Origin of the sequence: Acetobacterium wieringae (genome assembly GCF_023700225.1) — a bacterium.
In the GTDB taxonomy this organism is placed as follows: Bacteria; Bacillota; Clostridia; order Eubacteriales; family Eubacteriaceae; genus Acetobacterium; species Acetobacterium wieringae.
This window is the reverse complement of sequence record NZ_CP097897.1, coordinates 2828751-2850127: the sequence shown is the minus strand read 5'-3', so window position 1 is coordinate 2850127 and position 21377 is coordinate 2828751. Positions and strand designations below refer to the sequence as shown.

Sequence of the window (21377 nt, the reverse complement as noted above, 5' to 3'; positions counted from 1 at the left end):
AAAAATAATCAATGAGTAGGATAGCAGTAATTGGCGGAGGTCCCGGCGGCATGATGGCGGCGGTGACAGCGGCCGAAAAAGGGCATCAGGTTGATTTGTATGATAGCAACGAAAAACTGGGAAAAAAACTCTATATCACCGGAAAAGGTCGCTGTAATCTGACGAATGCTGTTGACATCGGCGACTATTTTGATAGCATTGTTCACAATCACAACTTTATGTATAGTGCCTTATATTCATATACCAATGTGGATTTCATGACCTTTCTTGAGAAAAATGGGGTACCCTTAAAAATTGAGCGGGGAGATCGGGTTTTTCCGGTTTCGGATAAATCCAGTGATGTCATCAACGGCTTTAAGACGGCATTAAAACACAACCGTTGCCAGATTTATTTAAATACCAGAATAATTGATCTGTTAATTGTCAATAATACCGTCAATGGAATTGTGTTGGAAAACGGCGAAACCCGGAGTTATGATGCAGTAATTCTGGCAACTGGTGGCAAGAGTTACCCATCCACCGGTTCGGATGGTAATTTTTTTCAAATCTTGGAAAAAAGCGGGCATCAGATCACACCGTTGTCCCCAGGATTGGTGCCAATTAATAGCAAAGAAGATTGGCCCCGAGATCTACAGGGGCTGGCACTAAAAAACGTGGCTCTTACCCTCTATAAAAAAACACCAAAGGGACAAAAAAAGGTCAAGTCAATGCTGGGTGAGATGCTGTTCACTCATTTTGGGATATCGGGGCCGCTGGTTTTATCACTGAGTTCTTATCTGATGGGGAATACCAAAGATTATAGTCTGGAATTGGATTTAAAACCGGCTTTAAGTATTGATCAAATGGATGCCCGGATTCAACGGGATTTTCTTAAATATCAGAACAAGGATTTTGGAAATGCTTTGGGGGATTTGTTGCCATCGAAAATGATTCCCGTGATGGTAGCCCTGTCGGGGATCGATCCGGCGGTTAAGGTTAACCAGATCACCAGAGAACAGCGACAAAAGCTGGTGGCGTGCTTTAAACAGTTAAGAATCGGCATTGCCGGTTTGCGGGATTTTAATGAAGCCATTATTACCGTTGGCGGTGTGAATGTTAAAGAGGTGGATCCGGGAACGATGGAATCAAAAAAGATTAAAAATCTTTATATCGCTGGAGAGATGCTCGATGTCGATGCTCTGACCGGTGGTTATAATATTCAAATTGCTGTTTCCACTGGATGGCTGGCTGGAAACGCAGTTAAATAGTTTTTTGTAAAGAATTGGAAGAGGGAGAGTAAGATGCAAATTGCCATTGACGGACCTGCTGGCGCAGGAAAAAGTACGATCGCAAAAAATATAGCCCGCCTATAACATGACTTATCTGGACACGGGTGCCATGTATCGGTGTATTGCCCATTGCGTTTTAAATCAGATCGGTGATCGTTTTGATAACGAGGATGATATTATAAAAATTGCCCAGTCGACTGTGATCCGCTTTGAGGGGAATCAGGTATTTTGTAATGAAAAAGATGTTACCCAGGAAATTAGGACGCCCCTGGTTTCCCGGCATACTTCCGATGTGGCCAGGATCAAAGCGGTTCGGGATCTGATGGTTGCTCAACAACGGGAATATGCCAAAGATCATGAGGTGGTCATGGATGGTAGAGACATTGGTTCAGTGGTTTTACCGGATGCGCAAGTGAAGTTTTTTCTGGATGCCGATGTTCTGGAACGGGCAAAACGCAGAAAAATTGAATTGGATGAAAAAGGCAACGGTAAAGCGCTGGCAGAAATCAAAAACGACATCGAGAAGCGCGACACGAATGATCGCAATCGCTCAGAAGGTCCATTGGTGAAGGTTGCCGATGCCATTGTCGTTGACACCACCGGGAAAAGCATCGAAGAAGTATACCAGGAAATGAAAACCTATATTGATGAGGTTTGCCGATGATTTATAAAATTGGCCGATTTTTAACTTATCTGCTTAGTTTGATTCTTTTTCGAATCACCATTACCGGCAAGGAGAACATTCCAAAGAGCGGTGGTGCACTGATCTGCCCCAATCACATCAGTAATATTGATCCGGTCGTCATTTCCTTTACAACCCCCCGGGAAATCCACTATATGGCCAAGGCGGAGCTGTTTAAAAATCCCTTGTTGAGCTGGTTTTTCAAAAAGGTCAATGCCTTTCCGGTTAATCGCGAAAAGGTCGGGGTGGAAACCATTAAGACATCCTTAAAAATTCTCAAGGAAGACAAGGTTCTGGGGATTTTTCCGGAAGGGCATCGGGTTAACCCGGAAGATCGAACCCCACCGGCCAGTGGTTTTGTCGTCTTTGCGATCAAGACAAAATCGCCGATTGTTCCGGTGCGGATCAAAGGACACTACCGGTTTAGAAGTAAAATCGAAATTATTATTGGCAAGCCCGTTTATCTGGAAGAATACTATGGAAAAAAACTGACAGATGAAGAAACCCGGCAGCTCAGTGAGAAAATTATGGATACAGTTTATGGATTGGAATTGACTTGAGGTTAATATGGAAATAATTATAGCCGACAAGGCGGGTTATTGTTTTGGAATCGAAAACGCCATGAAAATGGTTCAGGATACACTTGAGTCCGGTCCGGAAAAAATATATACATTGGGACCCATCAGCCATAACCGTCAGGAAACCAACCGTTTGGCTGATCAGGGCGTAACAATTATTGCAGACGAGGATATTGTAAACATTGATAGCGGCTGTATCATTCTGCGCTCACATGGGGTTGGCAAGAATATTATTGAAGCGATCAGGGAAAAAGGACTTCCTATCATCAATGCCACCTGTCCTTTTGTTCGGGCGGTTCAAAAAAAGTTGAAAGCCATGATGCGGCCGGATATCAGATCGTTATTGTGGGAAACAAGGATCATCCGGAGGTAATTGGAGCTAACGGCTGGTGTAGGGAAAAAGCTTTAATAATTAATGATATAAATCAGTTGGAAAATATTGAAAGATATGATAGAATATGTATCGTGGCTCAGACCACCATCATCGAATCCAGATTCAATGAAATTTGTGATGCGATCCGGTCAAGAGTCAAAGAAGTTGTTATATTTAATACTATTTGCAGTGCCACCGCTGAAAGACAAGCAGCGGCAGCAAAAACTGCAAAAGAAGTAGAATATATGATCGTAATCGGTGGATACCACAGTTCGAACACCCAAAAATTGGTGGATATCTGTAAATCCCATTGCGAAAAAACTTGTCACATAGAAACCATCCGGGATTTAGATCTCTCTGAGGTAATGAAATACCAAAAAATTGGTATTACGGCAGGAGCGTCAACACCGGATTGGATCGTTAAGGAGGTATTGGAAGGTATGGAAGAGCAAAACAAAATTGCTGAGGAAAACGTGGTCGTAGAAGTGGCGACTGAAGAACAGCCACCTGTTGTAGTTGAGGAAGTGGTGGAAACCATTGAAAAAGACGAGTATGATGATGCTAATTTCGATTTCGCTGCTGAAATTGAAGAATCATTAAAAACAATTCGTCGGGGTGCTGAAATCGAAGGTGAAGTTATCCACATTGCCGAAGATGAAGTAATCTTAAACATTGGCTACAAAGCAGATGGTATCATCAAAAAGAATGATTTCACATGGAGAAGCGATGAGGTATTATCTGAACTTGTACAATTAGGAGACAAGGTTTGGTGTATCGTAACGGATTTAAATGAGGGTTCAGGAAATGTAAAACTTTCAAAAATCAAATATGATAACCGTCTCGTACAGAAACAGTTAAGTGACGCCTTTGATAATAAAACGATCTTAGAAGGAACAATCAAAGATATTTCTGGAAATGGTTTAATTGTTGATATCGGATTTACCGATATTTATATGCCAGCTTCACAATATCATGTTCGTTACGTTAAAGATTTGAACACCCTGATCGGCGAAAAAGTTAAAGGGATCATCATTGATTACAATCCTAAACGACGTCGTGCGATTCTTTCTCAAAAAATTATTCTGGAAAAAGATATGAAAGAACGTCGGGAACAAGTCAAAGAAATGAAAGACAAGCGTTTTGACGAATTAAACGTGGATGATGTCGTCAAGGGTGTGGTTAAAACCATTACGAACTTCGGAATCTTTGTCGATCTTGACGGTATCGATGGGTTTGTTCATCGCTCCGATCTGACTTGGGAAAAAATTAATGAGCCGAAAGATATTGTTGAAAAAGGCCAGGAAATTGAAGCCAAGGTAATCGCTAAAAATGATGAAGACAAAAAAATCAAATTAAGCGTTAAAGCATTAATGGATCGTCCCTGGGATGATTTCATTGCTAAATATAATGTTGATGATGAAGTAGAAGTTACCATCACGAACATTTTAGATTTTGGTGCCTTTGCTGAAGTGATTCCAGGTGTTGAAGGTTTAATTCACGTTTCTGAAATCAGCTACAACCGGGTTGAATCGGTTGCTTCAGTTTTAAATACTGGTGATGTCTTAAAAGTAAAAATCATCGGCATTAATCCTGAAAAAGAAAAAATCAGCTTAAGTAAAAAAGCAACTGAAGAAGCGCCTGCACGTCCGGCTCCTACACCACGAAGCAGTAACAGCGGCAATGCCAGCTCAGGTGATCGCGAAAGATCCAGCAACTATGGTGGCGGTGATAGAAATCGTAGACCGCAACAAAACCATAGCAGCAACAATCGGAATAAAACAGTTTATGAAGAAACCGCTAATGTAACTCTTGGGGATTCATTCGGTAACTTATTCGATGGTCTTTTCGGAGATAGCGAAGACGAAAAATAAGAATGCATTAATTAAAAGATCCATGCTCTGGTTTTCCGGAGCTTGGGTCTTTTTTTGAAACTTTTTTTATTTACCTCTTGAAAAATTTAAAATTCGTGCTATAATGACATTAAATCCCGGTGGAATACTCGGAAATAATCCAGGGAGGTGTTGCAATTGAGACTTTCAACAAAAGGACGATATGGTGTGCTTGCCATGGTGGAATTGGCGCTTCAATTTGGAGATGGTCCGGTTTCAATTAAGGAAATCGCCGAAAAGCAAAATTTTTCGGATTCTTACATGGAACAGCTTTTTTCAACCTTAAAAAACGCCGGTCTGGTCAAAAGCATTAGAGGTGCCCGGGGTGGCTATGTGTTAGCTCGGGAGCCTGGTGATATTACTGTTGGCGAAATTATCAGAGCACTTGAAGGTCCGATCGAATTAGCAGAATGTATTGATGGCGGTGGGAAGCTTACCTGTGTCAAATCACCGGAGTGCGTGACCAGAGGGCTTTGGAAAGATATTAGCGACAGTATCAGTAATGTCATTGACAATCGCACATTACAGGACTTATTAAGTAAATAATCAAGAAAGAGGTAATTGTTATGAAACGAATATATTTAGATCATGCCGCAACAACGCCAGTTGATCCAGCCGTTGTTGAAACCATGTTGCCATTTTTTACCGAATATTTCGGAAATCCTTCTTCCGTTTACACCGAAGGCCGGGGCGTTAAAAAAAGCATTGAGGCAGCCCGGCTCCAGATTGCTAAAGCCATCAACGCCGATCCCCGGGAAATTTATTTTACCGGAAGTGGATCAGAAGCCGATAACTGGGCCATTAAAGGCATTGCCATGAAAAATCAGGCTAAGGGAAAACACATTATCACTTCTACCATCGAGCATCATGCGGTGCTTCACACCTGTGAATATCTGGAAAAGCAGGGCTTTGAAGTAACCTATCTGCCGGTTGACGAATATGGCTTGATCTCGTTGGATGATTTACGAAATGCCATCCGCAAAGACACGATTCTGGTGACAATCATGTTTGCCAACAATGAGATCGGAACCATTGAACCGATCAAAGAAATTGGCGAGATTGTCAAGGAAAAAGGAATTATTTTTCACACCGATGCGGTTCAGGCCCTGGGGAATATCCCGGTTGATGTAAAGGATTTAAACGTTGATTTATTGTCGGTATCGGCGCATAAAATATACGGCCCGAAAGGGATCGGTGCTTTATTTATTCGAAAAGGGGTACCCATTGATAATTTAATCCATGGTGGCGCTCAGGAGCGAAAAAAACGGGCTGGGACAGAAAATACCGCCGAAATAGTGGCTTTTGGTAAGGCCGCCGAAATGGCCACGGAACAGCTTGAAGAAAATGCTGCTCATATGAAGAAATTACGAGATTTGCTGATTAAAGGGGTCATGGATAATATCCCGCAGGTTCGTTTAAACGGTCATCCGGAAAAACGGTTGCCCGGAAATGTGAATTTCTGTTTTGATTATATTGAGGGGGAATCGATTCTACTCAGTTTGGATATCATCGGCGTGGCTGGATCCAGTGGGTCGGCCTGTACATCAGGGTCGCTGGATCCATCCCATGTGTTGCTGGCGATTGGCTTACCGGCGGGAGTTGCCCACGGATCACTGCGACTTACGATTGGCAAACACACAACAGCAGAAGATATTAACTATGTAGTTGACAATCTGATCCAGATTATTGAGCGTTTGCGAAAAATGTCCCCAATCAATGCCGATTGTCCGATTGATGATGCGGTTTTTGATAAAGCCGACCACCACCATCATTAAAAATAAACTAAACTATAAATAAGGAGAAAATAAAATGGAATATACAGATGTAGTAATGGAGAATTTTACCTGTCCCAAACACGTGGGTGAGATTGAAGGAGCAAACGGTATTGGTCAGGTTGGCAGCCCTGCTTGTGGTGATATTATGAAAATCTTCCTGAAGATTAACGATGACGGTATCATCGAGGATGCGTCCTTTAAAACCTTTGGCTGCGGGGCTGCAGTAGCCAGTAGTAGCATGGCTACCGATATGATTATCGGTAAGAGTATTGAAGAAGCGGGAAAATTTAAAAACTCGGATGTCGTTGATGCCTTAGGCGGATTGCCTGCTGAAAAAATTCACTGTTCAGTGCTGGCAGCGGAAGCGATTCAGGCTGCGATTGAAGACTATCACAATAAAAAAGCACAACAATAGTCATATAGACGGCAAAGACGCAGTTTCTGTTACTGGAGACTGCGTCTTTCTTTTGAAAATATGGAGGACTTCGCATGAGGAATAATAAACTATTTCAGGTTTCAACGCTGACGGCTTTTAAAAACAAAGGGTATGATGGAATAATCTCGATAAAAAAGATGTTAACCTTTGGCGACACCGGATTTGGCACGTTTGATAAACTCAATGGCGAAATGATTGTTGTCGATGGCGTGGTATATCGTGCGTTAGGAGATTGCTCCATTGAAGTGGCGGGTTTGGCAGACACAACACCTTTTGCAACCCTGGGTGCTTTGGGGAAATGTGAGGGTCAGATATTGGCAATAAACGGCGATATGATTTGTGCGGGTGAAAAGCTTAATCACGCTATTGCCCATCCTGAAAACCCGATATTGGCCAGAATTTCAGGGGAATTTGAGAGTATTGAGATTCATGGAGTGTGGCCCCAGAAAAAGCCCTATGAAGCGCTGGATAGAATTGTCAGTGACCAATCGGTGGTGGTTTTAAAAAACATTAACGGTTGCCTGGTAGGGATTTTTTTGCCCGGCCTCGGCGCAGGGTATAAACGTGGTGGGGTGGCACTTTCATTTTATCTCTGATGATAAAAAAATCGGCGGCCATGTCAATCATTTTAGCGCCAGGCATCTCAATGTAGCCTTTAATGTTAAAGATGAATTGGCGATTATTAAATAGAAGTTGCATTAGAGCGTCCTTTTGTTTACAAAAAAAGAAAAATCGACATTGCCATAAAAAAAATAATAGGGTAAGATAAACAATAATAGGGTAAAATAAACACAATGACAAAAAAGAAAGGAACACAAAATGAAAGCGAACATTTTACTCAATGTGGTGGTTATTTCTCAAAATAATGGCCGACGTCATGGACTGGTCAAGAGTCTGGTGGTGGTGGATCACGTTGTGAAATATCTGGTGATCAATCCCGGCGGTATTCTCTCCAAGGCTCAGTTTTTCAAACCTGAAAATATTGTCGACGTTAATTACAAACGGATGGTGATCGGAAACGAAAAAGACATTATTAAAGTCAACGGCAAAAAAGTGAAAGCGTATCTGGAAGAGGCTTTTCCACTGATGGATTATCAGGTCGTGGATATAAACGGGGAGGCTTTTGGGCACGTGGTCAATGCGACCATTGAAGATGATACATTTGCTATTACTGAATATGAAATTTCCCGAAGTTTTTTTGATGACATCGATCATGGCTTTGCGATCATTCCGGCCGCTGATCTGGTCTATAAGGATCAGGTCTTATATTACGAAAAAGAGATGTTTGATATCGGGTTTAAAAATCAGGGGACAGGCATCGCCAATAAATTGCTGGGGGTTAAATAATGGAAGATTCATCAAACAAAAAGAGATTGTTATTTCTTAACCTTATTGTCGTCGTTTTAATTGCGGCGCTGTGCTTTTTTATCTGGCCAACGCTGGCCGGAATGTTCGCACCCTTCTTTTTTGCGATTGTGTTGGCTTATCTGCTTAATCCACTGGTCAGGATTCTTGAAAATAAAGGGTTAAGCCGGGGCAGTTCGGTATTGATCGTGTTTTTTGCGGTTCTGGCACTGGTGATTGGCGCTTTCATGAGTTTTATTCCCAGTCTGATTACCAATATAGCCAGTATGATCAAGAGCATTCCAAGCTTTGTAACGCAGACGCAGACCTACATAACCAATCTATCGGACTATATTTCAAATTTTACTGGATATGATATTACTCAGTTTTTCAATCTGGAGCAAGTGTTGGGAAATGTCCTGCAGGGATTTGCAACAGCACTTCAGGGGATTTCGAATGCGCTGATTCAGAACAGTGGGCAGCTGATGAACATTATCATTGTTCCACTGGTGACCATTTTTCTGATGATCGATAAAGAATTCTTTATTAAGGGGATTATGTATCTGGTTCCACTACAGTATCGTAATAGTATGCTAAAAATGTGTTGTGATATTGATCTGGTCATTGGCGGTTTTATCAAGGGACAGGGTTTGACTTCGCTGATCGCTGGGATTGCCACCGGGATTGGAGCTTTTTTTCTGGGACTCCCCTATGCCAGTATTATCGGCGTAATCGCCGGGGTTACCACGATGGTGCCTTATTTTGGACCAGCGGTGGGTACCATTGTGATTATGCTGCTGGTACTATTCACCAATCCAATGCTGATGATTCCAATGTTGATTGTGATTGGCGTGGTTCAGGTAGTGTGCGGCAATTTTTTGGCACCAGCCCTGATGTCCGGCAATGTGGGGCTTCATCCGGTCTTTATTATTTTCTCAATCTTCTTTTTCGGCGCCATGTTTGGCGGTGTCGGGATGATTATGGCAGTGCCGATAATGGGTACGATTAAGGTAATTGGTGGTTATATTATTTCCTTATTTGCCTCAAAAGACGTCACGGATCTAAAAAAGGATTGACATTTAAATATGGAATTAATATAATCATCCTTACAGGTTAATATTAAAATGCATTGAGAACGAAGGCTCTAAATACAACCATTGCAGAGAGAGAGACGCGGCTGAAAGTCTTTTATCGTTGGTTTAGGGTTGCCCCGTTTGAGCAGCTGAAGAAGAAAGTCGTAATCCCATATTCGATCAGTATTTTCAGTCGGGAAACCGTTATTTAATAAAGTGAGTTGCCAATGATTTTGCAGCTAATTTGGGTGGTACCGCGGATTAAACCGTCCCTTGCAGACTTGCAGGGGATTTTTTTGTTTTTACAAACACCGGAAGGCATTAAAAGCTTTTAAATTAGAAAATCAAAATTTGAATAGGAGAAAAAATGAAACCATTAGGATTAAATGAAATTAGAGAAAAATATCTGGCATTTTTTGAAGAAAAGGGGCATCTGCGGTTAAACAGTTTTCCGTTAGTGCCCATTAATGACAAGAGCCTGTTACTGATCAACTCGGGGATGGCACCGCTGAAACCCTATTTTACCGGCGACGAAATTCCGCCTCGTAATCGGGTTACCACCTGTCAGAAGTGTATTCGTACCCCGGATATTGAAAATGTCGGAAAAACGGCAAGACATGGTACTTTTTTTGAAATGCTGGGAAACTTTTCTTTCGGCGATTATTTTAAAAAAGAAGCGATTCCCTGGGCTTGGGAATTTTGCACCAAGGTGATGGAAATACCGGAAGATAAGATCTGGATTACTATTTATTTGGATGATGATGAAGCCTTTAAAATCTGGAATGAGGACGTCGGTATTCCCAAAGATAAGATTGTCCGGATGGGAAAAGAGGATAATTTCTGGGAGCATGGTTTAGGACCCTGTGGTCCCTGTTCCGAGCTTTATTTTGATCGTGGCGAAGAATTTGGCTGTGACAGTCCCACCTGTGGGGTTGGCTGTGATTGCGACCGCTATGTTGAGTTCTGGAACCTGGTCTTCACCCAGTTTGATAAAGATGAAGCGGGCAACTATAATCCCTTGCCTAAACCCAATATTGATACCGGGATGGGGTTGGAACGTTTGGCCGTCGTGATGCAGGGGGTCGGAACGATTTTTGAAATAGATACGGTTGGCCATGTGCTCAACTATATCTGTAAAAAAGCTGGAGTAACCTATGGCGATGACCCACAGGATGATATTTCCATCCGGGTTATCACCGATCATATCCGCAGTGTCACCTTTATGATTGCTGATGGCGTCATGCCGGGAAATGAAGGCCGTGGCTATGTCTTGCGGCGACTGCTTCGCCGGGCTGTGCGACACGGAAAATTATTGGGAATCAAGGATCTTTTCCTTTATGATGTAGCCAAAGAAGCCATCCGGGTTTCAGAAGGTGCTTATCCCGAACTCAAAGAAAAGCAGGATTTTATTCAAAAACTGATTCGTATTGAAGAAGAACGGTTTAAAGAAACCATCGATCAGGGTCTGGCATTGCTCAATAAAGAACTGGATAAAATTATTGAAATGGAAGAAACCGTCTTCCCCGGCGGTGGCGCCTTTAAACTTTACGATACCTATGGTTTTCCCTATGATCTGACGAAAGAAATTGTTGAAGAACGGGGCCTGACGATTATCGCCGAAGAATTTGAAAAAGAAATGCAGGCCCAGCGGGAACGGGCTCGACAGGATCGTCTCAATAGCGATTTAGCAGTGTGGGCCGATGATCCCTTTAATCCTCTGGGGCCGGATGCAGTCAATACCTTTGTGGGCTATGACAACCTGGAAACGGAAGGGTCTATCATCGGGCTTTATGTCAATGAAACCCTGGTGGAAGAAGCCAAAGCCGGCGATGAGGTGCTCGTCCTTCTGGATCAGACTTCGTTTTATGCTGAGAGCGGGGGTCAAACCGGTGATCGCGGCGTTATTCAAAAAGGTGATGGCTTGATCGAAATCCGGGATTGCAAAAAAGGCAGTCTGAGCCGACATATTCATTCGGGTATCGTTAAGTCAGGAACCTTTAAGGTCGGCGAAAGTGTGATGACTGAAGTGAACAAAGATTTGCGCGATGCGGTCCAACGGAACCATACCTCAACCCATTTGCTGCAAAAAGCCCTGAAACAGGTGTTAGGTGACCATGTCGAACAGGCCGGATCATTTGTCTCGCCGGATCGGTTACGTTTTGACTTCAACCATTTCCAGGCGATGACCCGGGATGAGAAACGTCAGGTTGAGGATATTGTCAATGCAGCGATCCTGGCTGCCTATGATGTGTCTATTTTTGAAACCAATATCGATAAGGCCAAAGAACTGGGAGCAACAGCTCTATTTGGGGAGAAATACGGCGAAATCGTCCGGGTAGTTAAAGTTGGCGACTTCAGCACCGAGCTTTGTGGCGGCTGTCATATCAGTAATTCAGCCAAGGTGGGGATGTTTAAGATCATCAGCGAAGGCGGCGTTGCTGCCGGTGTCCGTCGGATTGAAGCCGCAACCGGTTTTAATGCCTGGCATCTGGTCGAAAAAATGGATGATACGCTCATTGAGGTCTCCAATCTGATGAAAACAAATCCCGATCAATTACTTGAAAAGGTAACAGAATTGACGGAAATCAACAAACAGAAAGAACGCACCATTGCTGAACTGAAACAGAAATCAGCCGGTAATGCGATTATGGACATCCACCAGAAAATGATCGTCATCAGTGGCGTTCAGGTTACCATCGCGGAAGTAGAAAAAATGCCGATGGAAGAGCTGCGAACGATCGGCGACTTACTCAAAGACCGGATGGGTTCTGGGGTGGTGCTGTTAGGCAGTGCTCTGGATGGCAAGGTTAATTTTGTGGCAACAGCAACTCCGGATATTGTCAAACGCGGCTTCCATGCCGGCAAAGTCATTAAAGAAGTGGCGGCAGTAGCTGGCGGAGGTGGTGGCGGACGTCCGGATATGGCGCAAGCTGGGGGGAAACTTCCAGAAAAACTGGCAGAATCCCTGGCAAAGGGAGAGACATGCATTCGCGAGCAATTAAACTAATTTATTAAGAATAAGAAAAATTACGTCATATGACTTGTCTTTTCTTTTGCTTTGGGTTAAAATGATATAAATTGATTGTGAAGGAGGTCAGATGACAATGGGAGAAAATACGGTGATTGATCGAGGAACCATTATGTTTGAGGTCGATAGCGAAAAGTCTCAGAAGATCGACGAAGTGATGCGCAATGTACATAAGGCTCTAGTTGAAAAAGGGTATAACCCCGTCAATCAAATTGTAGGTTATGTCATGTCAGGAGATCCGACCTATATCACAAGTCACAGAGAAGCGCGAAATGCCATACAGAAAATTGAGCGGGATGAGTTACTCGAAGAACTTGTACGACGTTACTTAAAAAGTATTTAGTAGGCTGAAAATTTGGGGCTGTCTCAACCGAGGCAGTCCTATTTTGTTTTGCTTAGGTTAAGGAAAACAAAGGCGCACAAACATTAAGCTTGTGGTTAGGAAACGATTTGCAGATGAAAATGAATACGCTTGGTAATACCGGCATTATGGTATCGCGAATGTGCTTTGGTAGCTTGACCATAGGTCCCCTTCAGAAGAACAAACCCCTTCGGGAGAGTCGGGAAATCATCGCTGCCGCCTTAGATGGTGGCGTGAATTTCTTTGATACCGCCGATCTCTATAATAATTATGATCACTTGCGGCAGGCAATTCAGATGCAGCATGAGGTGGTGATTGCTACAAAGTCCTATGACTATACAGCAGTTGGGGTCCAGAAAAGTCTTCATCGGGCCCTGACTGAGTTGGGTCGCGATTATATTGATCTTTACCTGCTCCATGAGCAGGAAAGTCGCAAAACCATCGAAGGTCATTGGGAAGCCATCGAGGCGTTGATTGCTGCAAGACAGGCGGGAAAAGTCAGAGCCATTGGGATTTCCACCCATCGGGTGGAAGGTGTTTCTGGGGCCAGTCTTTTTCCCGAATTGGAGGTGATTCATCCACTGATCAATTTGACTGGCATCGGTATTGAAGATGGAACGACGGATGAAATGGTCGCCGCCATTCATCAGGCCAAAATCCTGGGGAAGGGCATTTATGGGATGAAGCCATTAGGTGGCGGGAATCTGCTTTCTCAAAAACAGGCCAGTTTTGAGTTTGTTTTAAATTTAAGCGATCTGGATGCCATTGCCATTGGGGTTCAATCAGTTGACGAAGTGCAGTATAATGTAAAAAAATTTAACGGTGAAGTGATACCCGAAGGGTTGGAGAGTGCGGTTGCCAGTGCTCCCAAAAAACTGCATATCAGTGACTGGTGCAGCGGTTGCGGGGAATGTGTGCGGCGTTGTAACCAGCAGGCCCTGAGCGTAGCGGATGGCAAAGCTCGGGTGGATCAAAAGAAATGTGTGCTTTGTTGCTATTGCAGTGCTGCCTGCAGTGATTTTTGTATTAAGGTGATTTAAACAGCCAAAATAAACAGATGGGATTATGAATGGAAAGAATTTTAGGAATTGATGTCGGCGACAAACGGATTGGGGTGGCTGTGACGGACCCCTTACAGATTACTGCCCAGGGGGTGATGACCCTTAAGCGAAAGACCCGGGATGATGATTTAGAAGCGTTTCGTGACCTCATTGCCAGATATGAGATCAAAAAAGTAGTAGCCGGACTGCCCCTGAATATGGATGGTTCAGAATCGGCTCAAACCCGAAAAACAATAAACTTTTGTCAGTTTATCAAGAAACGGCTGAAGATTGAAATCATCTACATTGATGAACGATTAACCTCATCCTGGTCTGAAAAAGTGCTGATCGAAGGTAACGTTTCCCGGGAGAACCGCAAAGACTACATTGATATGCTGGCTGCCCAGATGATCCTCCAATCCTATATGGATCGGGCCGTTAAATAGTTCATAAATAATGGATTGTTTAAGCATAAAAAGGTATAATTACAAGATTATGAACGAAAAAAATAAAGTTGAAAGAGAAGTTGATATGGAAGAAAAAATTATTTTAGAAGATGAAAATGGCGTTGCAAGAGAGTTTGATTTAGAGATTTCATTTCCGCTCGGCGAAAAGACCTATGTGCTGTTAACCGAAGGTGAAGAAAGTGATGATGTTTTTGCTTTCTTTATCGATGAAGACGAAGAAGGAGAAATTCTGGTTCCGGTTGAAGATGAAGCAGAATTTGCTTTAATTGAAGCGGAATATGATCGCATTATGGACGAAGAATACGAAGATTTTGAGGAAGACGAAGATGAAGGTGAAGTTGAGTAAATATCCCCTTGTAAGTGGGATATTTCTTAGCCGACCCAATCGGTTTATTGCCAAGGTAATGATTAATCAGGAAGAGATCGTCGCTCATGTGCCCAATACCGGTCGCATGAGCGAGCTTCTTGTTTCTGGGGTACGGGCCATTTTGGCATGGAATCCGGCGCCGCATCGTAAAACCGACTATACCCTGTTGCTGGTCGAAAAAGACGGCCATTGGGTCTCGGTCAATTCGATGTTGGCTAACCAGATTGCCTACGAATTTTTAAACGCTCAAGCAGATGTTTCAGAACTCAAGCAAGAAGTAACCTACGGCAACAGTCGGTTTGACCTGGCCTGTCTTAAAGGTGGCGAATACGCCTATTACGAGGTCAAAAGCGTCAATCTGGTGGTGGATCAGATTGCCATGTTTCCCGATGCACCAACGGAGCGGGGAGCTAAACACCTTGCCGAATTACTCAGGGCTCACCAGGAGGGTTACCATACTGGGGTTATTTTTGTTGTGCAACGCAATGATGCGAAATCGTTTCAACCGAACAAAAAAATGGATCCCAAATTTTCACGTTTATTGGGTCAATGTCATAGTCTGGGAATAGAGATCCGTGCGCTTTCCTGTGATATTGATGGAGTAAATATAGAAATGATCAGCGAGTTGCCTGTAACTGTTTTTTCAGAAGAGACTGTAAAAGAGGTGTGACAACCATGAATAACCAAAAACAAATTGTGGATGCGCTCAGAAAAAGAGGGAATAAAGTAACCCCTCAGCGTCTGGTTACCATTGAGGTTTTGATGACCTTCAGGGAGCAGCACTTTAGTGTTGAAGAATTATTTCAGGGTGTTAAACAGCGTAATCCTGATGTGGGAATGTCGACCATTTATCGAACGGTGCAAATATTAGAAGAAATGGGACTCATTACCAAACGGAACTTTGATGATGGCTTTGCTCGGTACGAACTCTGTGAGTTGGATGAAAAACACTGGCATCATCATTTAATTTGTTTAAAGTGCGGAAAGGTTATCGAAATGCAAGACGATTTCCTGGAAGTTCTGGAAAAAGAAATCGAAGAAAAGAAGGAGTTTATTATAATCAATCACGAACTTAAGGTGTACGGATACTGTTCGGATTGTTATGGAATAACGAAAGGAGAACAATTTGACTGAAAACAAAAACTTAATAACAACGGGGGCCCAACGACTGGAAGGTCGTTCACGATCCAGACGAAAACCTCAGGCTCAGAAAAACAAAGATAAGCTGAGATTAATACCACTAGGAGGCCTAGGTGAAATCGGGAAGAACTTAAACGTATTTGAGTACAAGGATGACATCATTCTTGTCGATTGCGGTCTCAAGTTTCCCGACGATGATATGTTCGGAATTGATATCGTCCTACCGGATTTTAACTACCTGATCGAAAATCAGGAAAAGATTAAAGGGGTCGTTATCACCCATGGCCATGAGGATCATATTGGGGGGCTGGTTTATCTCTTGAAAAAGATCAATATCCCCATTTATGCGACCAAATTCACTGTGGGCCTGATCGATAAAAAGCTGAAGGAACATGGCTTATTAACAAAAACTACCCGAATTATTGTTAAGCCCAAAGATCGGATTGATATTGGCGAATTTAATGTTGAGTTTATCCGGGTCAACCACAGTATCGCCGATGCTGTGGGACTTTGTATTAAATGTGCAGCAGCAACCGTTGTCCATACCGGTGATTTTAAAATTGATTATCATCCCATTGGCGGCGAAATAATCGACTTGCAGCGATTTGCCAAAATTGGTTCCCAGGGTGTGGATCTGCTGATGTCAGACAGTACCAATGTTGAAGGGGCCGGGTTTACGCCCTCAGAAAGTACCGTGGGACCAACCTTGTATAATTTGTTTCGAGGGGCTAAAGGGAGAATTATCGTAACTACCTTTGCCTCCAATGTCCATCGGCTGCAACAGGTAATTGACGCTGCGGTTGAATATAATCGAAAAGTCATTATTTGTGGCCGAAGTATGGAAAACGTCACCGAAGTGGCCATGGATTTGGGATACATGAAAATACCACCCAACGTATTGGTTCAACTAAAAGATATCAAAAACTATAAAGACAAAGAACTGGTTATCATTACCACTGGCAGCCAGGGCGAGCCGATGGCAGCACTGGGAAGAATGGCATTGGGTGAGCACCGTCACCTGACCATAAAAAAAGAAGATATGGTTATTATTTCCGCATCACCGGTACCGGGAAACGAGAAAATGGTTTCTGAAGTGATTAATAAACTGGTGGAACTGGGATCGGATGTTGTTTACGGACGCTTTGCTGAAATCCACGTTTCTGGTCATGCCCGTCAGGAAGAATTAAAACTGATGATTACCCTGGTCAAGCCCAAACACTTTCTTCCTGTCCATGGTGAAAGTCGGATGCTGATGCAGCATGCTGAGCTGGCCCAAAATGTGGGAATGAATAAAGAAAGAACCTTTATTGCTGAAAACGGCAATATTCTGGAAATTGATAAACGGAGTGTCCAGGTTGTCGGCAAAACTCAGGCGGAGCCGATTCTGGTTGATGGACTGGGTGTTGGTGATATCGGTAATATTGTTCTTAATGACCGGAAGCGATTGTCAGAAGATGGTCTTTTCATTGTAGTGTGCACGATGCATAAAGGCAAAGCGGTTTCAGGACCGGATATTATCTCCCGGGGCTTTGTTTATGTAAGAGAATCAGAAGAACTGATCAATAATGCCCGGGAAGAGGTCAAGAAAGCCTTGATATCTTGTGAAGAAAAGGGTATTATTGACTGGAATTCCATCAAAAATGTGATTCGGGAAAGCCTGTTTAAATATCTCTACGAAAAAACCCAAAGAAAACCGATGATATTGCCTATCTTGATGGAAGTATAAATTGAATCGGGTGATTGTTTAAAAAATTTGATAACAGTTACCACTATAATTTTAAATGAGGAGTAAGGTATGAATGTATATGATGAAGCCAACAATTTGGCACGAGCCCTGAAAGAATGCACCGAATACAAGAATTTTGTAGCGGCAAAAGAAACACTGGAACAGGATCCGGAAAAATTTGAAATGGCCAAGGATTATATGCGCAGACAGATGGAAATTCAGTCCTTTCAAATGCTGGGCAATGAATTATCCGAAGAGCAGATCACGGCGTATAACACCTTAGCCAATACCATTATGGGCATTCCGGAAATTGCCGATTTTTTTCAGGCGCAAATGTATTTTTCCGTGATTTTTCAGGACATTACCGATATTATGGCAAAGGCTGTCGATCTGGGGATGCATCTGTTTGATTCCGAAGAAGAAGGCTGTGGCGCTTAAACAACCATTCAAATAGAAACAATTTTAAAAAGAATATAGGTGCCCACCTCTATCGCGGTCCTATATTCTTTTTATGGTTTTAGAAATGAAAGCAGGTGAACGATGCGTAATCGAAGCAATCAAACCAGACCCTCGTCCCGTAAAACGGGAAAACTTATTGCCATTATACTGTTATTATTAGTCGTTTTTGGCGCAACTGGGATATTCAGTTTTAATTATTTTATTGGTCAAATGTTAGAACCAGTAGGCGAAGGGGAGCTTGCCTATGTTCAAATTGACGATGGGGCCGTGATCAGTGATGTCGCCGAGACATTGGCAGAAAATAACCTGATCCGGGATGCTTTTGCCTTTGAAATGCTGGCCAAGAAAGAAAATACCGCCAACCAGATCCAATCGGGCTATTATGCCTTCAGTCCCACCGAATCCGCTCAACAGATTTTAGACCGTCTGGTCAGCGGTGATGTCGCTGATGCTACCGTGACCATTCCGGAAGGCCGCAATATTTCTGAATTCGCCGAAATTTTAGAAGAAAAGAATGTCTGCGATGCCGATGCCTTTATTGAAGAAACAAAGAAAGTTGCCGAATATCAAAAAAATTATCCGATCCTCAGTAGCATTCCCCTGACTGAAAAAGATGGGGTGAGCCGCACTCTGGAGGGCTACCTCTTTCCTGATACCTATAGCTTTTCACCGGATACTGAGCCATCAGAAGTTGTAACCGCCATGTTGGATCGTTTTGTGGAGGTTTATGATCAGGACTATTTAAAACGAACCAAAGAAATGGGTAAAACCGTGGATGAGATTGTCATTATGGCGTCGATTGTGGAATTGGAAACCAAACTGGTTGAAGATAAAGCCAATGCCGCCAGTGTCTTTTACAACCGGATTGCTGCCAATATGCCGCTGCAGTCTGATATCACGGTGGATTATGCCCGGGGTGAAAAAACAGCCGTTTTAACCACTGAACAAACCCAATTTCCATCGCCCTATAATACCTATATCAATACCGGATTACCCTATGGACCGATTTGCTCTTTTGGCGAAACATCCCTGGAAGCGGCTTTGTACCCGGCTGAAACCAACTATTTATACTTTGTCGCTGATATGAATTCGGGAAAAATATATTTTAATGAAACCTATGAAGAACATCTTCAGGATGTGGAAAAATACATGGGGAATTAGTCAATAATGAAACAACCAGATGGCCCCGTAAAGGGGCCATTATTTTAGAAGATTGAAGGAAAAACAGTGAGTGAAATTGTACAAGATTATATTGAAGACTATCTGAGAGGATTAATTCCGGCAGATCGTCCCCAAATTGAAGAATTCCGCAAAAGAGCCATGGATGATGCGATTCCGATCATCCATAAAGAAGTGCAAAAACACATTGAACTATTGATCGCGGCTCAAAAAATTCGAACCATTCTGGAAGTTGGTACAGCCGTCGGGTTTTCGGCATCAATTTTTGCCCAAGCCATGGGTTCTTTGGGACAGGTGGATACCATTGAACGAAATTTAAATATGGTGGTTCAAGCCGACGAAAATATTACCAGTCTGGGACTGAAAAATCAGATTAATCTGATGGTCGGGGATGCTCAGGAAAAACTGGCCAAATTGGAGAAAACCTATGATATGATTTTTTTAGATGGCGCCAAAGGTCACTATATCCACTTGCTGGATGATTGTTTGCGGTGCTTAAAACCTGGTGGACTATTGATTTCTGACAATGTGCTGTTTAAAGGTATGATTGCCACCAATGAGCTGGTTATTCGCCGGAAAATAACTATCGTTAAACGGATGCGGGTGTATCTGGAAACCATCTCGAATCACCCCCAATTGATAACTAGCATCCTGCCCTTAGGAGACGGGTTGGCAATCAGCTGGAAAAAGAATATTGAAACGATTTAGTTATTATTAATAGGAAGAGAATTTAAACAAGAGTTAAAGAACGGAGAAACATATGAAAAAACCGGAACTATTAGCACCGGCAGGAAATTTTGAAAAATTGAAGTATGCCCTCCATTACGGTGCCGATGCAGTCTATTGCGCCGGCAAGAAATTTGGGCTCCGCGCTAAGGCGGACAACTTTGACAATGAAGAACTGGCAGAGGCTGTTGCGTATGTTCATGAACAGAATAAAAAAATTTATGTCACCTTGAACATGATTCCCCACAATGACGACCTGGTAGGTCTGCCCGACTATGTCAGTGAACTGCAGAGTCTCGGAATTGATGGCGTAATCGTGGCTGATCCCGGGGTTTTTTCGGTGGTTCGGGAAGTGGCGCCGGACTTAAAAATATCGGTGAGCACCCAAGCCAACAATACCAATTGGCGGAGTGTGGCATTCTGGCATGCCCAGGGCGCCAGACGGATTGTCCTGGCCCGGGAGCTGGGCCTTCGTGAAATCCGGGAAATCCGGGAACAGGTGGCGCCGGAAATGGAAATTGAAATATTTGTACACGGTGCGATGTGTATCTCCTATTCGGGACGTTGTCTGCTCAGTCATTACATGACTGGTCGAAATTCCAATCAGGGCGACTGTGCCCATCCCTGTCGGTGGAAGTATCACTTGATTGAAGAAACCCGGCCCGATGAAGCGTTTTCGATTGAAGAGGATGCCAGCGGTTCGTTTATTTTCAACTCCAAGGATTTATGTCTGATTGATGAAATTCCCGATCTGATGAAAGCCGGGGTCGATAGCTTTAAAATCGAAGGACGGATGAAAAGTCTTTATTATGTGGCGACGGTGGTGTCAGCCTATCGTAAGGCCATCGATTATTGTCTTGATCACCCCGGCGTAACTGAGCTTGATGCGAGCTATTATGAGGAGCTTACCAAGGTCAGTCACCGTAATTACACGAAGGGGTTTTATAGTGGCAAAACGACAGCGGCTGACCAGAATTACGGAACTGGCAGTTATACCCGTGCTTATGATTTTGTCGGTCTGGTGCTGGAATATAATGAGCGCACCGGCATGGCCCTGATTGAACAGCGCAACAAGGTGTCAATTGGTGATACGGTCGAGATTATGATTCCCGGAAAAGGTTTTATCAGCCAAACGATTACGATGATGACAGATGTCGAGGGTACAACCATTGAGTCGACGCCCCACCCTAAAATGCGTTATTATCTACAGATGTGCGCACCAGTTAAACCGATGGATATACTACGAAAACAGGACAAAGTTTGATAGAAAAATAACGAAAAAACAGCGTCTCGTTTACATAAAAAATCACGTAAAATTATTATAAAAAGCCATTGACACATCAATTTCAAAGTGCTATACTTCAGGAAGTTTCATAAGTATACTAGGTTAACATCAATAATCAGTTAGTATACTGTTGTTTAGACTCGGACGTATCAAAGGTGATAACAAGGTGAGCCTATTTTGT

Annotated in this window: 24 protein-coding genes, 1 pseudogene and 1 other annotated feature; all 25 genes and pseudogenes read left to right on the top strand. The window is 43.1% G+C overall.

What is annotated here, in order from left to right:
* The first annotated feature begins 11 nt into the window (after positions 1-11).
* Entirely contained in the window at positions 12-1247 is a 1236-nt protein-coding gene (locus tag CHL1_RS14010; RefSeq protein WP_250933530.1) for a BaiN/RdsA family NAD(P)/FAD-dependent oxidoreductase, read from the top strand.
* Positions 1248-1280: 33 nt separating this feature from the next.
* Positions 1281-1352: a (d)CMP kinase gene (locus tag CHL1_RS14005; RefSeq protein ID WP_250936292.1), complete on the top strand. Its 72-nt coding sequence runs from the start codon at positions 1281-1283 to the stop codon at positions 1350-1352.
* A 25-nt stretch (positions 1353-1377) separates the two neighbouring features.
* Positions 1378-1932, top strand: a complete 555-nt coding sequence (cmk, locus tag CHL1_RS14000; RefSeq protein WP_250933528.1) for a (d)CMP kinase — start codon at positions 1378-1380, stop codon at positions 1930-1932.
* A complete protein-coding gene (locus CHL1_RS13995; RefSeq protein ID WP_148636603.1) occupies positions 1929-2510 on the top strand; it encodes a lysophospholipid acyltransferase family protein in 582 nt (193 codons plus the stop codon). The genes cmk and CHL1_RS13995 overlap by 4 nt, the downstream gene beginning before the upstream one ends.
* A 7-nt stretch (positions 2511-2517) precedes the next feature.
* A pseudogene (ispH, locus tag CHL1_RS18565) lies at positions 2518-3284 on the top strand (4-hydroxy-3-methylbut-2-enyl diphosphate reductase); the annotation flags it as partial.
* Positions 3267-4772, top strand: a complete 1506-nt coding sequence (locus CHL1_RS13985) for a 30S ribosomal protein S1 (RefSeq protein ID WP_420840498.1) — start codon at positions 3267-3269, stop codon at positions 4770-4772. The pseudogene ispH and the gene CHL1_RS13985, both read left to right, overlap by 18 nt.
* Positions 4773-4928: 156 nt before the next feature.
* Positions 4929-5336 (top strand): RrF2 family transcriptional regulator, encoded by a 408-nt coding sequence (locus CHL1_RS13980; protein ID WP_084633598.1) that lies wholly within the window; start codon positions 4929-4931, stop codon positions 5334-5336.
* Between the two features lie 20 nt (positions 5337-5356).
* Positions 5357-6565: a cysteine desulfurase NifS gene (nifS, locus tag CHL1_RS13975; protein WP_070371070.1), complete on the top strand. Its 1209-nt coding sequence runs from the start codon at positions 5357-5359 to the stop codon at positions 6563-6565.
* A 34-nt stretch (positions 6566-6599) separates the two neighbouring features.
* The gene (locus CHL1_RS13970; RefSeq protein WP_070371069.1) at positions 6600-6980 is read left to right on the top strand and encodes an iron-sulfur cluster assembly scaffold protein; all 381 of its coding nucleotides are present in this window, start codon (positions 6600-6602) and stop codon (positions 6978-6980) included.
* Between the two features lie 74 nt (positions 6981-7054).
* Positions 7055-7597 (top strand): acetolactate decarboxylase, encoded by a 543-nt coding sequence (locus CHL1_RS13965; RefSeq protein WP_250933522.1) that lies wholly within the window; start codon positions 7055-7057, stop codon positions 7595-7597.
* A complete protein-coding gene (locus CHL1_RS18560; RefSeq protein ID WP_420840472.1) occupies positions 7566-7691 on the top strand; it encodes an acetolactate decarboxylase in 126 nt (41 codons plus the stop codon). The genes CHL1_RS13965 and CHL1_RS18560 overlap by 32 nt, the downstream gene beginning before the upstream one ends.
* A 129-nt stretch (positions 7692-7820) precedes the next feature.
* Positions 7821-8348, top strand: a complete 528-nt coding sequence (locus CHL1_RS13960; RefSeq protein ID WP_070371067.1) for a PRC-barrel domain-containing protein — start codon at positions 7821-7823, stop codon at positions 8346-8348.
* Positions 8348-9421 (top strand): AI-2E family transporter, encoded by a 1074-nt coding sequence (locus CHL1_RS13955; RefSeq protein ID WP_250933520.1) that lies wholly within the window; start codon positions 8348-8350, stop codon positions 9419-9421. Before CHL1_RS13960 ends, CHL1_RS13955 begins: the two co-directional genes overlap by 1 nt.
* Positions 9422-9465: 44 nt before the next feature.
* Positions 9466-9695 (top strand) — a binding site (T-box leader).
* A 90-nt stretch (positions 9696-9785) separates the two neighbouring features.
* On the top strand, positions 9786-12425 hold the full coding sequence (gene alaS / locus CHL1_RS13950; protein WP_250933518.1) for an alanine--tRNA ligase: 2640 nt from the start codon (positions 9786-9788) through the stop codon (positions 12423-12425).
* A 97-nt stretch (positions 12426-12522) separates the two neighbouring features.
* Positions 12523-12789 (top strand): IreB family regulatory phosphoprotein, encoded by a 267-nt coding sequence (locus CHL1_RS13945; RefSeq protein WP_014355374.1) that lies wholly within the window; start codon positions 12523-12525, stop codon positions 12787-12789.
* Between the two features lie 113 nt (positions 12790-12902).
* On the top strand, positions 12903-13847 hold the full coding sequence (locus tag CHL1_RS13940) for an aldo/keto reductase (RefSeq protein ID WP_250933517.1): 945 nt from the start codon (positions 12903-12905) through the stop codon (positions 13845-13847).
* A 29-nt stretch (positions 13848-13876) separates the two neighbouring features.
* Entirely contained in the window at positions 13877-14293 is a 417-nt protein-coding gene (gene ruvX / locus CHL1_RS13935) for a Holliday junction resolvase RuvX (RefSeq protein WP_070371063.1), read from the top strand.
* A gap of 85 nt (positions 14294-14378) precedes the next feature.
* Positions 14379-14660, top strand: a complete 282-nt coding sequence (locus tag CHL1_RS13930) for a DUF1292 domain-containing protein (RefSeq protein WP_070371104.1) — start codon at positions 14379-14381, stop codon at positions 14658-14660.
* Positions 14641-15351 carry a DNA/RNA nuclease SfsA gene (gene sfsA, locus CHL1_RS13925; protein WP_250933515.1) on the top strand — a complete coding sequence of 237 codons (711 nt, stop codon included), beginning with the start codon at positions 14641-14643 and terminating at the stop codon, positions 15349-15351. The genes CHL1_RS13930 and sfsA overlap by 20 nt, the downstream gene beginning before the upstream one ends.
* Before the next feature lie 5 nt (positions 15352-15356).
* Complete coding sequence (locus CHL1_RS13920) at positions 15357-15815, top strand: Fur family transcriptional regulator (protein WP_148636610.1); 459 nt, start codon at positions 15357-15359, stop codon at positions 15813-15815.
* 34 nt (positions 15816-15849) lie between these two features.
* Positions 15850-17547: a ribonuclease J gene (locus tag CHL1_RS13915; protein WP_070371102.1), complete on the top strand. Its 1698-nt coding sequence runs from the start codon at positions 15850-15852 to the stop codon at positions 17545-17547.
* A gap of 69 nt (positions 17548-17616) precedes the next feature.
* Positions 17617-17985 (top strand): YlbF/YmcA family competence regulator, encoded by a 369-nt coding sequence (locus CHL1_RS13910; RefSeq protein ID WP_250933513.1) that lies wholly within the window; start codon positions 17617-17619, stop codon positions 17983-17985.
* Positions 17986-18087: 102 nt separating this feature from the next.
* Positions 18088-19167, top strand: coding sequence for an endolytic transglycosylase MltG (gene mltG, locus CHL1_RS13905; protein WP_250933511.1), 1080 nt, complete (start codon positions 18088-18090; stop codon positions 19165-19167).
* Between the two features lie 66 nt (positions 19168-19233).
* Positions 19234-19893, top strand: coding sequence for an O-methyltransferase (locus CHL1_RS13900; RefSeq protein ID WP_070371059.1), 660 nt, complete (start codon positions 19234-19236; stop codon positions 19891-19893).
* Positions 19894-19945: 52 nt separating this feature from the next.
* A complete protein-coding gene (locus CHL1_RS13895; protein ID WP_070371058.1) occupies positions 19946-21175 on the top strand; it encodes a peptidase U32 family protein in 1230 nt (409 codons plus the stop codon).
* Positions 21176-21377 lie beyond the last annotated feature (202 nt).

Bases quoted from the DNA above. Each gene is read 5' to 3' on its own strand.
- CHL1_RS14010 (WP_250933530.1), top strand. From the start codon at position 12: ATGAGTAGGATAGCAGTAATTGGCGGAGGTCCCGGCGGCATGATGGCG.
- cmk (WP_250933528.1), top strand. From the start codon at position 1,378: ATGTATCGGTGTATTGCCCATTGCGTTTTAAATCAGATCGGTGATCGT.
- CHL1_RS13995 (WP_148636603.1), top strand. From the start codon at position 1,929: ATGATTTATAAAATTGGCCGATTTTTAACTTATCTGCTTAGTTTGATT.
- CHL1_RS13985 (WP_420840498.1), top strand. From the start codon at position 3,267: ATGAAATACCAAAAAATTGGTATTACGGCAGGAGCGTCAACACCGGAT.
- nifS (WP_070371070.1), top strand. From the start codon at position 5,357: ATGAAACGAATATATTTAGATCATGCCGCAACAACGCCAGTTGATCCA.
- CHL1_RS13970 (WP_070371069.1), top strand. From the start codon at position 6,600: ATGGAATATACAGATGTAGTAATGGAGAATTTTACCTGTCCCAAACAC.
- CHL1_RS13965 (WP_250933522.1), top strand. From the start codon at position 7,055: ATGAGGAATAATAAACTATTTCAGGTTTCAACGCTGACGGCTTTTAAA.
- CHL1_RS13960 (WP_070371067.1), top strand. From the start codon at position 7,821: ATGAAAGCGAACATTTTACTCAATGTGGTGGTTATTTCTCAAAATAAT.
- CHL1_RS13955 (WP_250933520.1), top strand. From the start codon at position 8,348: ATGGAAGATTCATCAAACAAAAAGAGATTGTTATTTCTTAACCTTATT.
- alaS (WP_250933518.1), top strand. From the start codon at position 9,786: ATGAAACCATTAGGATTAAATGAAATTAGAGAAAAATATCTGGCATTT.
- CHL1_RS13945 (WP_014355374.1), top strand. From the start codon at position 12,523: ATGGGAGAAAATACGGTGATTGATCGAGGAACCATTATGTTTGAGGTC.
- CHL1_RS13940 (WP_250933517.1), top strand. From the start codon at position 12,903: ATGAAAATGAATACGCTTGGTAATACCGGCATTATGGTATCGCGAATG.
- ruvX (WP_070371063.1), top strand. From the start codon at position 13,877: ATGGAAAGAATTTTAGGAATTGATGTCGGCGACAAACGGATTGGGGTG.
- CHL1_RS13930 (WP_070371104.1), top strand. From the start codon at position 14,379: ATGGAAGAAAAAATTATTTTAGAAGATGAAAATGGCGTTGCAAGAGAG.
- sfsA (WP_250933515.1), top strand. From the start codon at position 14,641: ATGAAGGTGAAGTTGAGTAAATATCCCCTTGTAAGTGGGATATTTCTT.
- CHL1_RS13920 (WP_148636610.1), top strand. From the start codon at position 15,357: ATGAATAACCAAAAACAAATTGTGGATGCGCTCAGAAAAAGAGGGAAT.
- CHL1_RS13910 (WP_250933513.1), top strand. From the start codon at position 17,617: ATGAATGTATATGATGAAGCCAACAATTTGGCACGAGCCCTGAAAGAA.
- mltG (WP_250933511.1), top strand. From the start codon at position 18,088: ATGCGTAATCGAAGCAATCAAACCAGACCCTCGTCCCGTAAAACGGGA.
- CHL1_RS13895 (WP_070371058.1), top strand. From the start codon at position 19,946: ATGAAAAAACCGGAACTATTAGCACCGGCAGGAAATTTTGAAAAATTG.